Annotated in this window: 17 protein-coding genes; 9 read left to right on the forward strand and 8 right to left on the reverse strand. The window is 60.4% G+C overall.

The window, feature by feature from the left end; translation table 11 throughout:
• Positions 1 to 90 precede the first annotated feature (90 nt).
• The 8 genes from L8K08_RS28300 (at position 91) to codA (ending at position 7,031) form a co-directional block, all read left to right on the forward strand.
• Positions 91 to 876 carry a hypothetical protein gene (locus L8K08_RS28300; protein WP_122251234.1) on the forward strand — a complete coding sequence of 262 codons (786 nt, stop codon included), beginning with the start codon at positions 91 to 93 and terminating at the stop codon, positions 874 to 876.
• On the forward strand, positions 873 to 1,526 hold the full coding sequence (locus L8K08_RS28305; protein WP_242201504.1) for a hypothetical protein: 654 nt from the start codon (positions 873 to 875) through the stop codon (positions 1,524 to 1,526). The genes L8K08_RS28300 and L8K08_RS28305 overlap by 4 nt, the downstream gene beginning before the upstream one ends.
• A 517-nt stretch (positions 1,527 to 2,043) precedes the next feature.
• Positions 2,044 to 2,271, forward strand: a complete 228-nt coding sequence (locus L8K08_RS28310; RefSeq protein ID WP_242201506.1) for a hypothetical protein — start codon at positions 2,044 to 2,046, stop codon at positions 2,269 to 2,271.
• Positions 2,268 to 2,480 carry an AlpA family transcriptional regulator gene (locus tag L8K08_RS28315; RefSeq protein WP_242201507.1) on the forward strand — a complete coding sequence of 71 codons (213 nt, stop codon included), beginning with the start codon at positions 2,268 to 2,270 and terminating at the stop codon, positions 2,478 to 2,480. The genes L8K08_RS28310 and L8K08_RS28315 overlap by 4 nt, the downstream gene beginning before the upstream one ends.
• A 63-nt stretch (positions 2,481 to 2,543) precedes the next feature.
• Complete coding sequence (gene queD, locus L8K08_RS28320; protein ID WP_242201509.1) at positions 2,544 to 2,900, forward strand: 6-carboxytetrahydropterin synthase QueD; 357 nt, start codon at positions 2,544 to 2,546, stop codon at positions 2,898 to 2,900.
• Positions 2,901 to 3,285: 385 nt separating this feature from the next.
• Complete coding sequence (gene codB, locus L8K08_RS28325) at positions 3,286 to 4,554, forward strand: cytosine permease (RefSeq protein ID WP_242201511.1); 1,269 nt, start codon at positions 3,286 to 3,288, stop codon at positions 4,552 to 4,554.
• Complete coding sequence (locus L8K08_RS28330) at positions 4,551 to 5,768, forward strand: PucR family transcriptional regulator ligand-binding domain-containing protein (RefSeq protein WP_242201587.1); 1,218 nt, start codon at positions 4,551 to 4,553, stop codon at positions 5,766 to 5,768. Before codB ends, L8K08_RS28330 begins: the two co-directional genes overlap by 4 nt.
• 27 nt (positions 5,769 to 5,795) lie before the next feature.
• A complete protein-coding gene (gene codA, locus L8K08_RS28335; protein WP_145163338.1) occupies positions 5,796 to 7,031 on the forward strand; it encodes a cytosine deaminase in 1,236 nt (411 codons plus the stop codon).
• 9 nt (positions 7,032 to 7,040) lie between these two features.
• Here the strand turns inward: codA and L8K08_RS28340 are convergent, their stop codons facing one another.
• The 5 genes from L8K08_RS28340 to L8K08_RS28360 form a co-directional block, all read right to left on the reverse strand.
• Positions 7,041 to 9,197, reverse strand: coding sequence for a lipase family protein (locus L8K08_RS28340; protein WP_242201589.1), 2,157 nt, complete (start codon positions 9,195 to 9,197; stop codon positions 7,041 to 7,043).
• 14 nt (positions 9,198 to 9,211) lie between these two features.
• Positions 9,212 to 9,994 carry a hypothetical protein gene (locus tag L8K08_RS28345; protein WP_242201591.1) on the reverse strand — a complete coding sequence of 261 codons (783 nt, stop codon included), beginning with the start codon at positions 9,992 to 9,994 and terminating at the stop codon, positions 9,212 to 9,214.
• Positions 9,987 to 10,823, reverse strand: a complete 837-nt coding sequence (locus tag L8K08_RS28350; RefSeq protein WP_242201593.1) for a DUF4123 domain-containing protein — start codon at positions 10,821 to 10,823, stop codon at positions 9,987 to 9,989. Before L8K08_RS28350 ends, L8K08_RS28345 begins: the two co-directional genes overlap by 8 nt.
• Entirely contained in the window at positions 10,823 to 12,841 is a 2,019-nt protein-coding gene (locus L8K08_RS28355; protein WP_242201595.1) for a type VI secretion system tip protein VgrG, read from the reverse strand. Before L8K08_RS28355 ends, L8K08_RS28350 begins: the two co-directional genes overlap by 1 nt.
• Before the next feature lie 301 nt (positions 12,842 to 13,142).
• Positions 13,143 to 14,129 (reverse strand): diaminopimelate epimerase, encoded by a 987-nt coding sequence (locus L8K08_RS28360; RefSeq protein WP_242201597.1) that lies wholly within the window; start codon positions 14,127 to 14,129, stop codon positions 13,143 to 13,145.
• Between the two features lie 182 nt (positions 14,130 to 14,311).
• Here L8K08_RS28360 and L8K08_RS28365 point away from each other — a divergent pair, with 182 nt between their 5' ends.
• On the forward strand, positions 14,312 to 15,463 hold the full coding sequence (locus tag L8K08_RS28365) for an MFS transporter (protein ID WP_145163328.1): 1,152 nt from the start codon (positions 14,312 to 14,314) through the stop codon (positions 15,461 to 15,463).
• 26 nt (positions 15,464 to 15,489) lie between these two features.
• On the opposite strand, the gene L8K08_RS28370 is transcribed toward L8K08_RS28365, so the two are convergent.
• The 3 genes from L8K08_RS28370 to L8K08_RS28380 all read right to left on the reverse strand — a co-directional run bounded on the left by L8K08_RS28370 (position 15,490) and on the right by L8K08_RS28380 (position 16,939).
• A complete protein-coding gene (locus tag L8K08_RS28370) occupies positions 15,490 to 16,044 on the reverse strand; it encodes a type III secretion effector protein (RefSeq protein ID WP_242201599.1) in 555 nt (184 codons plus the stop codon).
• The gene (locus tag L8K08_RS28375) at positions 16,037 to 16,399 is read right to left on the reverse strand and encodes a hypothetical protein (protein ID WP_242201602.1); all 363 of its coding nucleotides are present in this window, start codon (positions 16,397 to 16,399) and stop codon (positions 16,037 to 16,039) included. The genes L8K08_RS28370 and L8K08_RS28375 overlap by 8 nt, the downstream gene beginning before the upstream one ends.
• Positions 16,400 to 16,576: 177 nt before the next feature.
• Entirely contained in the window at positions 16,577 to 16,939 is a 363-nt protein-coding gene (locus L8K08_RS28380; protein WP_242201605.1) for a type III secretion protein, read from the reverse strand.
• Positions 16,940 to 17,012 lie beyond the last annotated feature (73 nt).

Below are 17,012 nucleotides of genomic sequence, written 5' to 3' on the forward strand. Positions count from 1 at the left end.
GGCGAATGTCAGCGATATACCCATTCAAAAAGATTCTTTAATCACCCCCAACCTATCCAAAGTCAGCCGCTATAGCGGCAAGGACGACACATGCCTATAGAAAAACTCGAAAAGGAGGCTGACCTCTGCGCGTTGTTCATCCAGGAATTCAACGAAATGCCCGGATGGATCTGCTATCCCGAGGCCGCAGGATTTGACGTTCTGGTTGTCCACGAGGACGGCCGGCAGATCGGAGTTGAGGCAAAGATGCAGCTGAACGCCAAGGTGGCCGACCAGATCCTGCCATGGTTTGGGGATGACTATTACGGTCGTCCCGGCCCTGACCATCGGATGGTCATCGTGAGCAAGATCACCGACGCCAGCGCCGGCATCGCAAAAATGCTAGGTCGGCTTGGTGTCAGGGTAGAGAAACCTCGCCACAGCTCGGGCTTTAAAGGTGATTCGTATACGTTCGATGGGTTCTACAACGTCCCCGAGGCGAGAGGCAGAACTTCCATTTTCGCGGATCAGTGGCTTCACGACTGGAATCCCTCGGAGCGCTGTCAGGTGCCGGTGCTCGTCACAAACCTTCCCGCCGGCGTTCCCTCACCTGTTCGCCTGACGCCCTGGAAAGAGTCGGCACTGAAGGTACTGGCCCAACTCCGGCACCAAGGCTTCATCACCGCCAAACAGATCGCCAGCCACGGCATAGGAGTCACCGCGTGGACGCAAGCGCCGGGGATCAAGCCAGCATGGCTGGCCAAGGGCGCCGTGCGCGGCACCTGGATCGAAACTGAACACATGCCGGCTTTCGATAAGCAGCACCCAGACGTGTACGCCCTAGCCGTAGAGATGCTTGCGGCGGAGTCCACCAAAGAACTGGAGCTTCTCCAATGAGCAATATTAAAGAACGCCCCATCCTGTTCTCGGCGCCGATGGTGCGCGCCATCCTGGAAGGCCGGAAGACGGTCACGCGTCGGGTGATGAAGTCGCAGCCCGACCCCGACGCCACCATCACGGTCGAGTCGTACAACGTGGCGGTCACCAACCGTCAGGCCTACCAAGAGGCAGGGCCAGAGATATTTGGCGCATGGTGGCGCGATGGCGAGTCAGGGTGCAAGTGCCCGTATGGCCAGCCCGGCGACCGGCTGTGGGTTCGCGAGACGCATGCCGATATTGGCTGCCGCCTGACTTACCGTGCCGACACCGACGACGGCGCCCACTGCAAGGTGAAGAGGTGGACGCCAGCCATTCACATGTTCCGCCGCCATAGCCGCATCCTGCTGGAGATCACCGACGTGCGCGTCGAGCGGTTGCAGGACATCAGTGAAGCGCAGGCGCTCGCCGAGGGAATCGTCGGTGTTGCATTTCGGCCTGACGACGGCTGGCCGATCTGCACCGGCTACATGGTCGGCCCCGACGATGGGAAGACAGGTCTACAGACGACGGCAGCAAAAGCCTTTTCTGGTCTATGGGATTCCGTCGGCGGCGACTGGTACGCCAACGCGTGGGTCTGGGTGGTTGAGTTCAAGCGGTTGACGCCATGATCGCCACCCTCTGGTTCGCCTACGTCATCATCTACAGGATGACCGGGTAATGGCGTGCTACCGGATCTACGACAAGAACCGAAAGCCCATCGGCCACCTATGCGGAGACCTTGGCCCACACTGCGCTGAATGCGGTGACGTTGGAACACAGCTTTGTGATTACCCAGTAGGCGATGGAAAGACCTGCGACAGGCCGGTCTGCGAGTTCCACGCCGCTGAGGTAGCGCCAAACGTCGACTACTGCCCAGCACACCATACCGAATGGAAAGCCTTCCGCGATGCCGGTGGCGTGAAGCGAGAACTCGAAAACGTCGTCCCGTTCAAGGGCGCCTAACCCCAATCCCCCTACATGCCTGCCGGTGAGCGGCGGGCGAGGTGCTCACTCAGGAGGTTCAGCCTCGCCATCCGTGGGCTGGTAAAGAGCGTTCCCTTCTGAGTGAGCGGGGCAAAGATACTCCCAAATAAAAATCACTACCAAAAAAATCCGACAGCCGTTCAGCGCGGCAAGGACGAAACCATGTTCGCAATAAAACTCACCCTGCTGATGCTTGGCGTTCTGCTCTACGTGTCAGCCACGGCCTGTTGGTTCTTTTGGATTGGCCCCTGCCTGCTCATGGATGGCGAGACGGCAGATATCCTCGGTGCCTTTGTAGGCACCTGCATCTGGCTGCTGATCACTTTCGGCATTGTCATCCACATCATCAAGACAGCGCGGCCCGGTACGGGCGCACGGAGAGAGTCATGAGCAGAGCTGAAAACATCGATCGTTTCCTGCGCCTCGACGAGGTGCTTTACACCACGGGGCTGGGCCGGAATACAGTTTATCGGCGGATCAGGGAGGGCACATTCCCAAAACAGGTTAGAATAGGCCCAAATTCGGTCGCTTGGCGCCAGTCGGCAATTGCTGAATGGATGACCTCAACAACGCCCAGCAACGACCAATCAGTACATTGATCAGTACACCAGTTACTGGCAATACTCCAAAAGCCACGCAACACAAGCCCTACAGGTCACACCGTGGAAATCTTCAAAGAGTTTACCTTCGAGTCCGCCCACCGCCTGCCCCACGTACCGGACGGCCATAAATGCGGGCGCCTGCATGGGCATTCGTTCAAGGTGGCGATCCACCTGAGCGGCGACCTCGATACACATACCGGCTGGATTCGCGACTTCTCGGAGATCAAGGCGATTTTCAAGCCGCTCTATGAACGCCTCGACCACAACTACCTCAATGACATCCCAGGCCTGGAAAATCCAACCAGCGAGGTGCTGGCCAAATGGATCTGGAATGAGCTCAAACCTTTGCTGCCGGAACTCAGTGCGATTCGTATCCACGAGACCTGCACCAGTGGCTGCATCTACCGCGGCGAGTAAGCCGACGCGGTGAAAAAAACCACCCTTGCGGTGGTTTTTTTATGCGCTAGCCGCCGTCCCCGGCCGATGCCGGAGGGCTGTGCTACGCGGTTCGCGATTGGCCGCACATACGGGCTTGCGAGCTTGGAAACCTTCGCGCCATAGCGCATGGCTCGCGCCGCGTGTCCACGACCAAGCCACGGCGCAAGATGCTGATCCAATTTGTATCACCGCTGCACCGCTTTCGTGCCTGACTGGGCACAAAGACCACTGTTCCCTGCGATTCTCCGCAATATGGCTATAAATACTGTGCACGGTGCACAGCATCTTCCGTGCGCCTGTCACTTCTGCCGATTTGGCACGCGCGGTGCAACAGGCCTGCGTCACTCATTCAGGGAGCAGGGCCATGACTCAGCAAGAACCAGGCAACGATTACCCCCTCAGCGAAGTGCCGATGCATGCGCGCAAGGGCCTGGCGTCCACCGCCATGGTGCTGCTGGGGTTCACGTTTTTCACCGCGACCATGTTTGCCGGCGGCAAGCTGGGCGTAGCCTTCAGTTTTACCGACATGCTTGGCGTTGTGGCCCTGGGTAACCTGTTGCTGGGCATTTACGCCGCGGGCCTGGGTTACATCGCGTTCAAGAGTGGCTTGAATTCAGTGTTGATGGGCCGCTTCTGCTTTGGCGAGGTCGGCAGCAAGCTCAGCGACTTGATCCTCGGCTTCACCCAGATCGGCTGGTACGCCTGGGGCACGGCCACCGCCGCCGTGGTGTTGGGCAAGTATTTCGAGCTGAGCCAGGGCAGCGTATTGGGCCTGATGGTGCTGTTCGGCATGGTGTTCTGCGCCACGGCGTACGTGGGATATCGCGGGCTGGAGGTGCTGTCCTACATCGCGGTGCCGGCCATGGGCATCTTGCTGTTTCTGTCGATGTGGGTCGCCACGATAAAAGTCGGCGGGCTGGACGGCCTGCTGGCAGTCGTGCCGACGGGCGAGCTGGATTTGTCCACCGCGATCACGCTGGTGTTCGGCACCTTTGTCAGCGGCGCGACCCAGGCCACCAACTGGACGCGGTTTTCCCGTTCAGCCAAGGTCGCGGTGCTGGCCAGCCTGATCGGTTTTTTTATCGGCAATGGTTTGATGGTACTGATCGGGGCCTATGGCGCCATCGTCTATCAGCAGCCAGACGTGGTGGAAGTGTTGTTGCTGCAAGGCTTCGCCATGGCGGCCATGGCCATGTTGCTGCTCAATATCTGGAGCACCCAGGACAACACCATTTACAACTTTGCCGTCGCCGGCTGCAACTTGCTGCGGACCCGCCGCCGCAAGACCGTGACCCTGGCCGGGGCGGTCATCGGCACCCTGCTGGCGCTGCTCGGCATGTACGACATGCTGGTGCCCTACCTGATTTTGCTGGGCACGGTGATCCCACCGATTGGCGGCGTGATAATGGCAGACTTCTTTTATCGCTATCGCGGCCAGTACCCGCGTCTGGCCGAGACGCGCCTGCCGGCATTCAATTGGCCTGGGCTGGTGGCGTACGCGGTGGGCACGGTGCTGGCGTTCCACTCGCCGTGGGTGGCGCCACTGGTGGGGATTGTCGCCGCGTCGCTGACCTACATCGTGCTGACCGCCGTGCTGCGTGTGCGTGCCCCGCTGGCTGATGCCCCGGCATGAGCCTTACCGTCGCTGATGTACTGGCCCTGCCCGGCCTTGAATCGATGCGCCTGCGCGCAGGTGACAGCGGCCTGGATAACGCGGTGCGCTGGCCGTATGTCGCGGAAAACAGCGGGATTGCCGAGTGGGTGCTGGGCGGCGAGCTGGTGTTCGTCACCGGCATCAATCACCCACGCGATGAACCCAACCTCCTGCGCTTGCTGGAGGAAGCGTGCCAGCGTCAGGTTGCCGGCCTGGTGATCCTCACAGGGCCGGCCTATATCCAGGCGATCCCCCAGCGCCTGTTGGACGCCGCAGAAACGGCCGGCATGCCGCTGATCGAGCAGCCTTACTCGCTGAAAATGGTGCTGGTGACCCAAGCGATTGGTTCGGCGCTGATCCAGTCCGAGCAACTGGGCCGCTCGCGACACGACGTGCTGGAACGCTTGCTCGCCGGTGATTATCAGTCCCTTGAGGTGTTACTGCATCGGGCCGCGCAACTGGGCATGTCGCTGGCCGGGCATTGGCAGATTGTCCAGTTGCAACTGGAGGGTGGCGAGGCATTATTTGCCCAGGGTGATACCGCGCAGGCGGAAGCGCAGTTGGCCCGGCAGCACGACGGTATCGCCCGTCGATTGCGCCAGTTCTCGGCGCAGCATCATGCCGCGTTGCCGATAGTGGGCAGGGCTGGGCACTGGACATTGCTGCTGCCGGCCACCGATGCCGTGCAAGCGTTGGCCAATCGCCAACAATTGGCTGCCTGGCTTAACCCCTTGAACCTGCGGCTGGCCCCTTTGAAACTGTTTATCGGCCTCAGCGCCGCGGCACACCCACCCGCGCGCCTGGCTCAGGCGCAGGATGAAGCACGCCAGGCATTGGCGGCGGCGCGGCGTTTCAGCGACCGCGCCGGGCTTTGTGTGTATGACGAACTGGGCGTATTGAAACTGCTCAGTGGCGTGCGTGATCGCGCCCTGCTCGACCAGTTTCTCAATGAACGCTTGGGCCCGTTGTTGCGCCACGACCACCACCATGGCCCCTGCCTGATGCCGACCCTGGAAGCCTGGTTTCACGAGAATGGTAACCTTGTGGCCGCCGCGCAGCGCCTGGCCCTGCATCGCAACACAGTGACGCACCGCGTCCAGCGTATCGAAGCCCTGAGCGGGCTGACGCTGGGCAACTCATATGACCGCCTGGACATCGGAATTGCCCTGATGATCTGGCGGCTGACTGCCTGATTGTCTTTAGCCAAGAGGAACTTGCCCATGCATATCATCAACGCCCGCCTGCGCAACCGTGAAGGCCTGCATGATCTGCACCTGGAACACGGCCGGATCGCCAGCATCACTTCACAAACCGAGGCACCTGCTTTAGGCGCCGGCGATTTGGACGCCGCCGGCAACCTGGTCATACCGCCTTTTGTTGAACCGCACATTCACCTCGACGCCACCCTTACGGCTGGTGAACCGCGCTGGAACATGAGCGGCACGCTGTTCGAAGGCATCGAGTGCTGGGGCGAGCGTAAAGCCACGATCACCCAGGAAGACACCAAGACTCGCGCCAAGAAAACCATCCAGACCCTGGCCGCCCACGGCATTCAGCATGTCCGCACCCACGTCGATGTCACTGACCCCGAACTCACGGCACTCAAAGCCATGCTTGAGGTGCGCGAAGACAGCTCGCACCTGATCGACCTGCAAATCGTCGCCTTCCCCCAGGAAGGCATCGAGTCCTACCGCAATGGCCGCGAGCTGATGGAGGAAGCCATTCGCCTGGGCGCCGACGTGGTCGGCGGCATTCCCCACTTTGAATACACCCGCGACCAAGGCGTGAGCTCGGTGAAATTCCTCATGGACCTGGCCGAACGCACGGGTTGCCTGGTGGACGTGCACTGCGACGAAACCGATGACCCTCACTCGCGCTTTCTCGAAGTGCTGGCCGAAGAAGCCCGCAGCCGCGACATGGGTGCACGCGTTACCGCCAGCCACACCACGGCGATGGGCTCCTATGACAATGCGTATTGCGCCAAACTGTTTCGCCTGCTGGGACACTCAGGCATCAGCTTTGTGTCCTGCCCCACCGAAAGCATTCACCTGCAAGGCCGCTTCGACAGCTTCCCGAAACGCCGCGGCGTGACCCGCGTCAACGAACTGCTCGAAGCCGGCATGAACGTGTGCTTTGGCCAGGACTCGATCGTCGACCCCTGGTACCCCCTGGGCAACGGCAACATCCTGCGGGTCCTGGAAGCCGGTTTGCACATTTGCCATATGCTCGGCTACCGCAATCTGCAAAGTGCCCTGGACCTGGTCACCGACAACAGCGCCAAGGCCATGGCCCTGGGCGAACGTTATGGCCTGGAGCCCGGGCGCCCGGCCAACTTGCTGATCTTGTCGGCAAACAGCGACTACGAAGTTATTCGCAGCCAGGGCCTGCCGCTGTACTCAATCCGCAATGGCAAAGTGCTGATGAAACGGCAACCGGCGCAGGTGGAGTTTTTGTAAACGGTGTGGCTACACAATGGAGTCGAGGTCGAGCGGATGCACCTTGCCTGAACCGTCATGAATCGGCGCAGGAATACTGGCAACTTGCGCCAGCTCACGGTTTTCACGGTGGCTGAACCAACGCTTCAGGCTGGGTTGCAGGTGCGCGCGATTGGCGTGACTGCCATACACGTCGCGCGCGTCCAGGCGCCGCCAGCGCAAAGACTCCAACCGTTGGCGACTGGTGCGCAACCGGTCAATTTCTGCGTTCAGCGCCTGGCTATGTTCGTGCCCATAGCCACGCTGGTTTGTGGGGCGGCGACGGTCAAGCTCACGGTTCTTGTCGCGTAACTGCGCAGTCATGCTCTCAAGCGCATGGTCGAGCAACTCAAACTCTCTGTGCGTGACCAGAGGCCCTTGGCTATCCACGGTTTGTTGCCAGCGACGCAACGTGGCCCAGGCCGCAGGGATGTAGCTGGCCGTCATGAAGTGCTGGCTGGCCTGAAACAGTTGTTTCAGCACGTTGGCGCGGTTGGGCATATCGCCCTGAAGCTGCAACGCACGGTTACAACCGGCCTGCAGGATGGACTCGCAACCGGGCTTCCATAACACCGAAGAATGCGTGCCATCGGCCAGCTTGATCGGCATGAAGTGCTGCTGTTCACCGTGATGCTGGTAAGGATTGCCACCCACACGCACCAGGCCGGCGGCAAACAGAAGCCCACCCGGACCGGGTGCGCTGAACAACGCCACTGCGCCTGGAACCCAGAGTTTTGCGGTGGTGTTCATCCACGTCGCCGGCACGCTGGGCACCGGGTCGTTGTGGTTGACGATGCGATGGTGGACCAGGGCTGACGCGCCTTCAGTGAACTCGGCGTCGGCGGCGCGGGGTGCGCCATAGGTGTAGAGGAGAATGTTGTAGCGAGTGTCGGGGACTCGTCGCAATCCTTCTGCCAGGAGCAAGGCGATGGCGCCGCCGAGGCTGTGGCCGCAGATTACGATGCGTTGGCCGCTGTGAAACTGCTCGAGGTATCGCAAAATAAAATCGCGCATCGCCCGATACGCCTGGTAGAAGCCCTTATGGGCTCTGCCCACGCCATCAGAAAACGGCACTTGGTGGGCGTCCGCGTCTCGCAGTGCATCGGCGCCGCTGGCGGTGCCTCGCACAGCGATCAGGATGACCTCAGCGTGATGAGTGATGAACGCTTGAGTGTCCGTTCCGAACTGCTCATCGTTAAAAAAATGCACCCGAGCAGGATGCTGCTGTTTTGCTCCAAGCTCAGAGCGGTTCTGTGGGTACACGTCAGGGTCGAAGGGCACAATCTCAAAACGCTGGGAGTATGGGACCTCCTCATAAAGCGGATAAAAGCGCTGCACCTGCTCGCGATCTAAATTCCAGGCTTCCTGATAGGCCGAAAGCTTTTCGACGAACAGATTCCCTATGCCGGGATCCAGAGGAAAGCTGACTTTATCCACCGGATTCGTTGGAGGCTGCTGGCCGAAATCGCAGTAACTCAAGGTAGCCATCAACGCCAACTGGTAGAGGTTCAAGGCACAGAAACGATCCTCTGTGGATAGCATCGGGCGCAGGGCTCGCAAAGGTCGTACTTCCAGCACCGTATGCAGGTTGGGGAACAACACCACGCCTGACAAAGTCGGCTGAGGCGGACCGAAGCCCAACTCAGCCATCATTCTTAACGCATGGCGTTGTGGTGGGTAAGTACGGGGCGCCAACGGCGGCAAGTGAGCAACATGCCGGACCAGGTCGCGCACCTCTACCTGATAAAACCGGTCCGCTTTGCGCTGTGCAGGATTTGCCTCTATACGCTGGCCGTCAGCAGTGCAAAAGCAGGTTTGTTCGGCCCGGACCTGGAGTTCGGTGATGGGTAATCTGTAAGTCTTGCGCGTACTCAATTCAAAATACGGCTGCTCATTTCCAGCGTACAGCCCTTCCAGAATAAGCACGACGGGACCGCAGTAAAAACCTTGTAGCTTGGCGAACCCCTCCCCGGTCAGCCTGCCATTGTACGAGTGGCCTGTGCTGTCATAGACAGTGTAAGCAAGCCCGCCGTAAGCCTTCCCACTGCCCGTTTCATCAACCAGACAAAAGCTTGTCCAATGCCCTTTCAATGCACACGCAGGCATGTTGCTGCTGAAAAAAGCTTGCTTCCGCGCTTCTTGATTCATGACTCGACTCCTTGTCAATCACACGTGGGATAGACATCACAGGTGCGTCCATCCGGCATCTTTATAGGTTTGAAGTCCGTGTTATCGGGCTCGCAAGCGCCCTGCTGATCATCAAAGCTTTTCCCCCTGCAGCGTTTCCAACCTCCCGGTACAGCTACCCACCGCCGGTCAAAAGCCGGTTCTTCCTGATCCGTAAGCGCCAGTACCAACCTGAGTTTTTTTCCAGGTAACAGCTCTCGTTGCACGACACCGCCCGCTCGCACTTTCTGCCGCTGCCCTCCCGCGTCCAACGCTTTGCACTCCAGAATTTTCCTGATTGCATGCAAGGGCCCTACCGTGCGAAAAAACCACCTGCATTGACCGGCCAGCTCCTGCACACCTGAGTCGGGCATCCCTGCTACGAGCTCAGATTCGACAGGATCTGCGAAATAGATAGCGGCTGAATCTCCACCGACATCTGCATCGCGCTCGCCCCATTTCGCATAAATGTCGAAGTCCACGCTCTTCAACACCGATGGGCATCCCTCAATGGTTTCAGTCAGCGGCAGGTCATAACTCACTCGTTCGACCACTGGTTTGTAATCAGCAATAAAGATCTTCCGCTCTGGCCTCTTGCCTCGACGTTGCGGCAAGGTGCACAACTGGTCCCTCGCAGGACCGTAGTTAGCCGCCCCCGTAAACCGAAATTCCGCAGGCAAATCCACCTCCAACGTAAAGTGATTGACCGGCCCCACCGCACACCCCGAAAGCCACACCGCACCCAGCGCGACCAATGCACCACGCAGGCGCTTATCCATGATTGCCTCCCAACCTGCGCCACTGCGCGGACACTCGTTCGAAGTGGTCTCCAGGCGTTTCTGCGTGCAGTGGCTGCCACTGAATCACGCAGGTACGCGTTGCCTCTTCCAACCTGCGCACTACCAGGAATTCAAGCTGTTGCGGCTCACGCCATTGCCACGCACGGGCCTGTTCCAATACCTGGGATAACCAGATTCGAGGGTCCTGGAATTCAACCAGCGCGGCGAGGTCTTCGCTGTGCTCGGTCAGCAGGTAGCGCAGGACATTGGCGTGCAGGATGGCCGCCGTATGGGGGTTGGGGGTGTTGAGCCAGGGTGCCGCAACTGGCACCGGATACTCACCGGGGGCCGGATTATCGCTCTGGTGCCACTGACCCTCGTGCCAGTAGCACACGCTGATCAGCGGGCCGAGGAACACTGGCCAGTGCTCACTCGGCAGATGAGCCAACACGCGAGCCAGCGTTCGGTTGTCGTGAAAGCGATACAACGCCTGGCCACCCTCGAGCCCTACCAGCATGCGCTCGCGCCAATGTCGGACCACACCGGCCAGGTCGTCGTCGGGCAGGCTTGCCAACCAACCCCAGTCGGCCTGCGGGTGCTGCAGCAGGTCGAACAGCGCAGGCTCACTTGCCTGCTCCAATAGCAGAATCACCGGACCAACCGCTGCCAGTTCGGCCACGGCGCTCTCACCGTAAAGACTGCAATACTGCGACAGATGACGGGCCGCCAGCAGCGGCTGGCGTGCATCATGGTTGCCGTCAAGGATCAGACACAGTCGGCGGCCGGCCTGTTGCTGTTGGGCCATCCAGCGGTCAGGCATGCTCTGCATCAAGCAGCCCTCCGCTTGATGTCGCACTGGCCTTCGCGGCATTGCTCGCACACAGGACAAAAATCAGCCCCCAACTGCCGGGCCAACCCCATGACGACGCCTTGTGCGACCGCCATTTTCGGCCCGGCTGTTGCTGAAAAGGCGCTCGCGAATGAATTCGGAGGTGGCGAGCCGCCGACGGTAATGGGTTTGCTGGTGAAAATACCGCCGGCCTGAACCAGCACATACTCGCCCCCGGCCCTGAGGCTCAGTTGCGCGCCCGCATCGATGACCAGGCTGGCGCCTGCCTTGAGATGGATCTGTTGCCCGGCTTCAATGACCAGCAAACGCCCTACCCGTGTCTGACTGTCGCCCTGCACGTCCAGATGATCATGCGCTTTGAGCTCGACATTGCGATCACCCCCGATATGACGACGCTCGCCGCTTTGCAGGTGAGCCGTGCTCAGTCCCCGGATGATTTCGTGGCGCTCTCCGACGACCTCCAAGCGGCTGTCGTGCCCCACTCGCTGCTCCAGATCACGCTGGGCGCGCAGGTAGATGAGTTCCTCGCCAAGGCGATCTTCAAGGTGCAGTTCGTTGGCTCCACCGCCGCCCGGCGAACTGCGGCTGCGCAAGACACTGCGGGTGCCGTGCTGCGGCAAAGGATAGGTCGGCATGTGCAGCGCATTGGGCAGGCAGCCGTTGATCAATGGCCGGTCGGGGTCGCCCTCCAGGAAGGTCACCAGCACCTCCATGCCCACGCGCGGAATCATCATTGCGCCAAAGCCATCCCCCGCCCAACCGGACGCTACCCGTACCCAGCAGCTGCTTTTGTCATCGGCGTTTTCCAGGCGATCCCAATGAAACCGTACCTTCACCCGGCCATAGGCATCGCAGTACACCTCCTCGCCCGCCGGCCCTGTCACCGTGGCGGTCTGGCTGCCATTGATGGTCGGCTTCGGGTGCTTCAGACGCGGCCGATAAGGCGCGCGCCAGGGTGTTGCGGTGAACCGGTTGCGGTAGCCCTGAAATACGTCCGTCTCAACCACCGCTTCCTCAAGTACCTGCGGTTGATAACCCTCATGACGCACTGACGTGATCAACCAAAGGTCGTTGCAGGCCGGATCGGGGTGATCGCGCAGTTCGAGGAAATGGCCGCAGCTCAAGGCAGCTTGATCACTACGGCCCAGCGCGTGATGCCGGTCGCTTTGATGGCGTTCCAGGCTTCGACGCGCCAATTGTTTGCCCCGTGCACGGTCACGGAAGCCGCCAGGGTAGCGATAATCCTCCAAAGGTTGCGCCGAGGCAGTGCCTGCTGTGTCGTGCAGGCGCAACAACGGGTGCTCAAAATCATGATCGCGACGAGCCGTATGCCGAGTGCGGGTTTCCAGGCGTACCTCGAAGCCCTGGATCATCCCCGATTCGTCGACGTGGTCACGCACCGGACAATAGCGCTGCACAGGCAAGCGCCGAAACACCGTCTGGTCATCCCCAAACACCAGCACGTGATTGTTGGTGCTGTGGCGAAAATGGTAGTGAATGCCCTCTTCTTCACACAGGCGCTGGATGAAGTGCAGGTCGGTTTCGGCGTACTGCACGCAGAACGTGCGTGGCGGATAGACCACCGGGCCGAGTTCGAAGCAATAGGCGTCGGCAAGGATGCCGTGATGCTCAAGCACCGCAGCGATGATCTGCGGCACGCTGCGCTGCTGGAAAATCCGCTGGTCACGCCGGTGGGCCAGGCATGCCAGCCGGGGAGCCAGGGTGAGGTGATAACGGGTCAGCCGCGCGCCCGGATCATCGCGACCGATGGCGTGGATTTGCCCGTGCAGTCCTGCGTCCGCCGCGCCGAAGTCAAGATAGGCAGGCTGATGGAGCAGCGCCTCAAGGTCCAGCGAGGCGTTTTCACTGACGAGCTGCAGTTGAATGAAATAAGGCTGATCAATAACTTCATTGCCTTTAAACGCAAGCACTTGAAACTCGTTGGCAATCTCTGGAAGTATCAATTTGAAACGTGACGACATTAACGCACTCACCATCCGTAGTTACCCATCATCAAAGCGTTGACTGAAAGGCTTTCTCCCGTCGGATGTTGATCGAACGGCTGGGAAAAAGCGCCTTAACGCAGTGAAGCTTAGCGATTTCAGGCGAAATGCGGCCGCTCAAAAACAAAAAAGAAGTTTCGTACATGGGGGTCGGAAGTGTCTTTTACGAAACATGACAGCGCATTAATAACGCAACTACAGACAACAAGAAAATTCCCACACCAACTTTACAAGCATAACTAACTAATAAAGAAACAGCTGACACTCACCCACGCCATCAGCTGCTCTATCACGATCAGGTTTGAGCCCTTGCGGTCCCGAATAGACTTACGCTCAGCACTGTTTCACCCTGGCTTTGCAACCGTACGGGCGCTGTGCCACCTGGCATGACCACGGCCACTACGCCGTCCGTGACCCAACCTGCTCGCCATGCCGCGCACGCCACAGCACTGGCGCTGGTCCCCGAGGACGCGGTGGGCCCTTCTCCCCGCTCAAACACCCGCGCGATCACGTGATTGTCCGAAGACCGCGCAGCCCATTGCAGATTGATTCCAGCACGACACGGTTGACCACGCCCAAGCGGCGGTGCGAAGGCAATCGCCTGCAACAACCCGAACAGTTCCGGCTGTTGCATCGACTGATTGTCGGGTAACGCGCTGGCGTGCTCGACGAGCGTCACGCAATGAGGGTTGCCCACACGTACAAACTGACTGCAGGCCCATTGCGGGTTCACTGCAGCCAGCGCGGCCACGTGACTGAACTCACGCTCCCTGACCGCAACCGCATCAACACCCGTAGCAGCCACTGCGTCGGGGCCGAACATTGGTAGCCCCAATGCCAGCCAGAAACCTGCGACCTCTTCGTACAACGCCGGCTCCACGCGGGTTGCAACAGGCGACGCCGTGGCCGGCTGGTCATGGTGCACGCGCAATTCACACGCTTGAACCATCACGCCCTGATCGGTCAACGCCTGCGCAAAAATAGTCAGACCGTTGCCGCTGCGTTCGGCGAGGGAGCCATCCGTATTGACGATCAGCAGGTCGAACGGCGGCGCGGATTGAAACGGCCCGACCAGCAAACCATCGCAACGGTGCGCCTTCGCATTGGCGGGTCGGGGCAACGCGCCCCAGCCGCACTCGGAAGTGATTGCCGACGTTGCCCAGTCTTTGCGAGTGCGCGCCGCCAAGTCAGCACGCTCGGGCACATCAATACCGCGGCTGCGCAGATAGGCCGGGCTGACCACCGCGTAGATATTGCCCCGCGCGTCATAGAACTGGGTCATTTTGCCACCCGCGTGAAAATCTTCATCGGCTTGTCCGTCCAATTGCCTGCACAGTGGGCCGCAGCGTATTACAGAACTGTCGACCGGGTCATCCGCAGGGAACCCGGCTCGCTCGAGAGCGCCTGATATGCAAGGATGTCGCGCCGGACATCGTTCGCTGAACGCAAAACCAAGGATTTTTCATGACTGCCATTCCCACTCCAGCGCCCGTGGTTCCCGGGCGACTGGAACAAATGTCGACCCGTATCGCTTTTTTCATCGCCGGCTTCGGCATCGCCGCCTGGGCGCCGCTGGTGCCGTATGCCAAGGCACGCGCGCAACTCAACGAGGGCACGCTGGGTTTGCTGCTGTTGTGCCTGGGAGTGGGTTCGATCATCGCCATGCCGGTGGCCGGTGCGCTGGCCTCACGTTACGGCTGCCGACGCGTGCTGACGGGCGGCACGATCATGATCTGCCTGGCCCTGCCGATGCTCGCGACGGTCAGCTCGATCCCACTGCTGATGGCCGGGCTGTTTCTGTTTGGCGCCGGCCTGGGCACCGTGGATTCGACGGTCAACCTGCAAGCCGTCATCGTTGAGCGCGCCAGCGGCAAAACCATGATGTCGGGCTTTCACGGCTTGTTCAGCCTCGGCGGCATTGTCGGTGCGGCGGGGGTCTCCGGGTTGCTCGGCCTGGGCCTGTCGCCGTTGCAGGCAACCCTGGTGGTGATCGTGATCATGGCGGTGGCGCTGCTCAAGGCCGGGCCACATCTGTTGCCCTACGGCAGCGAAAGCTCGGGCCCGGCGTTTGCAGTGCCTCACGGGGTGGTGCTGTTTATTGGCTGCCTGTGTTTCATCGTATTTTTGGCTGAAGGCGCGGTGCTGGATTGGAGTGCCGTGTTCCTCAGCGCCGAGCGCGGCCTGGATGAGGCTTATGCCGGCCTCGGCTATGCGGCATTTGCCTTAACCATGACCGCGGGACGCTTGACCGGCGATGCCATCGTGCGGCGGCTGGGCGCCACCCGTGTGATTATCATCGGCGGCTCGCTGGCCACCGCCGGCATGCTGCTCGCCACGCTCTTCCCGGCCTGGGAAACCGCGCTGCTGGGGTATGCGTTGGTGGGCGCCGGTTGCTCGAACATCGTGCCGGTGCTGTACACCGCCGTCGGCAAGCAAAAAGTCATGCCGGAACACATCGCGGTACCGGCCATTACGACCCTGGGCTATGCCGGCATTCTTGCCGGCCCGGCCATGATCGGCTTTATCGCCCACGGCAGCAGCTTGAGCATCGCCTTTGTGCTGGTCGCGATGTTACTGGCCGGCGTGGCCATCAGCGGCAAAATTCTCAAGGTGTGAATTGCCTGCCGCACATGGCCTGGACGCTACCGGGCCTTGTGCATCTGGTGCTGTTCCAGCCAGCGCTCCAGGCTTTTGTTGCACAGCCAGCCCTCGTGCCTGGAGCGGCCAAACAAGCGCTGGTTACTGGCGCGCTGCAACGCGCGCAATAAACCTGGGCGCTCGATGATGTTTTTTGCCGTGTACACACAGTGTTCACTGTATTTCTTTCTGGGCAATCCGGTGGTGGGTTCAAGAATCGGCCTGCCCAGTGAGTCGCTGTCATCGGGGTCATTCATCACCACTTTGAGCAGCGAAATATCCACGTACTCAAAGGTTTCAAAGAACACGGTGCGGTCCTTGAGCGTGTCCCTCAACTGTTTGAAGTGACCTTGCAGCGCCTGCACGACGCTGGCATTGCCCTGACCATGGAAAGGGTCCTGGCTGAAGGCGTTGGGTGAACTGTTGCCGCGCAATGCGCACGCGGCTTCCAGGCTGTCGCGGGTGATATAGCCGTCGCAATCGATGATCGCGTCGCTCAGCAGCGGGCGCTTGAGAATTTCCCTGACCACCAGGATCATGCGGTCGCGCACGTCATTCACCCTCACGCTTTTCGGCTGCAAATTGGCGCAGCGAAGACGGCGTCACACAACCCCCCTCGCTGTAGTTTTCAAACACGTCAAAGTTCTTTCGCAACTCGAGCGCCAGTTGCCTGTCGGTGAAGCTCGGGCCCGGAAGCGTGGTGTCTGCGCGAGCCGCTGGCGCGTTCTGCAGCGCCTGGTGCCGCAACGACGGCAAGGTTGCGCGCAAGCCGTGCCGCCGCGGCGGCGGCAGGTCTTGCGCAACCGATTGATCCTCGCAAAACGGCTGTGCCACAGGCGGCGGCGAAGGCCAGCGAACCTGCGGGCCGCCCATGGCCGTTGGCAGCATGCGCGGTAATGCACCCTCAATTGTCATACGTCATCTCCCGACCTTTTGCTGATCTGCGCTTGCCTGAAATTCAACACCGAGGTGTTCCGGATCAGTGGGTTAATTGCGTAGGAGCAAGCAACCGATGTGTGGCGAGTTGGGCACGATAGTTCCGGGCAGCGGCTGAATACCAATAACAGCATGTAAAAACCCTGAGGCGTTGGGTCAACCCGACGTTCTCCCGCGCCAGACAGTTTTCAGGCCATTGATCAACACAGCCCAGGCGCCCGACCATTTGCTTTCGTTGCGGCTCGCCTCCCCAGGCGCAAGCATGCCGCGGGCGAAATCATCGGCGACCGGTGCCCGGAACTTGCACTGCCCCGCGAACGCTTTCATGCGCTGCACTTCTGCCGCGTACCCGTTCGGCGGGGCCGCAGGCAGAACGTCATTCGGCAGCTCTTGCCCCGCCACTGATGTTGAGCGCTCAACGTCGGCGCCCTTGGCGAAGGTGTCGAGGCCACCCCTTGGGCAGGGTTGAAACGAAGTTGAAGTCATATCCAGGCCCTGATTCATGTTCTGAAAAGCCACCGAGTGCGCCAAGCCGTTGGGCCCATTCAACGCAGCAAGCGCCACGAAGCGTTCGCCGCGCCGATTGCATCGC

The sequence above is a fragment of the Pseudomonas sp. TREG-RG-20F-10-E-6-01 genome (assembly GCF_022662455.1).
GTDB lineage: Bacteria > Pseudomonadota > Gammaproteobacteria > Pseudomonadales > Pseudomonadaceae > Aquipseudomonas.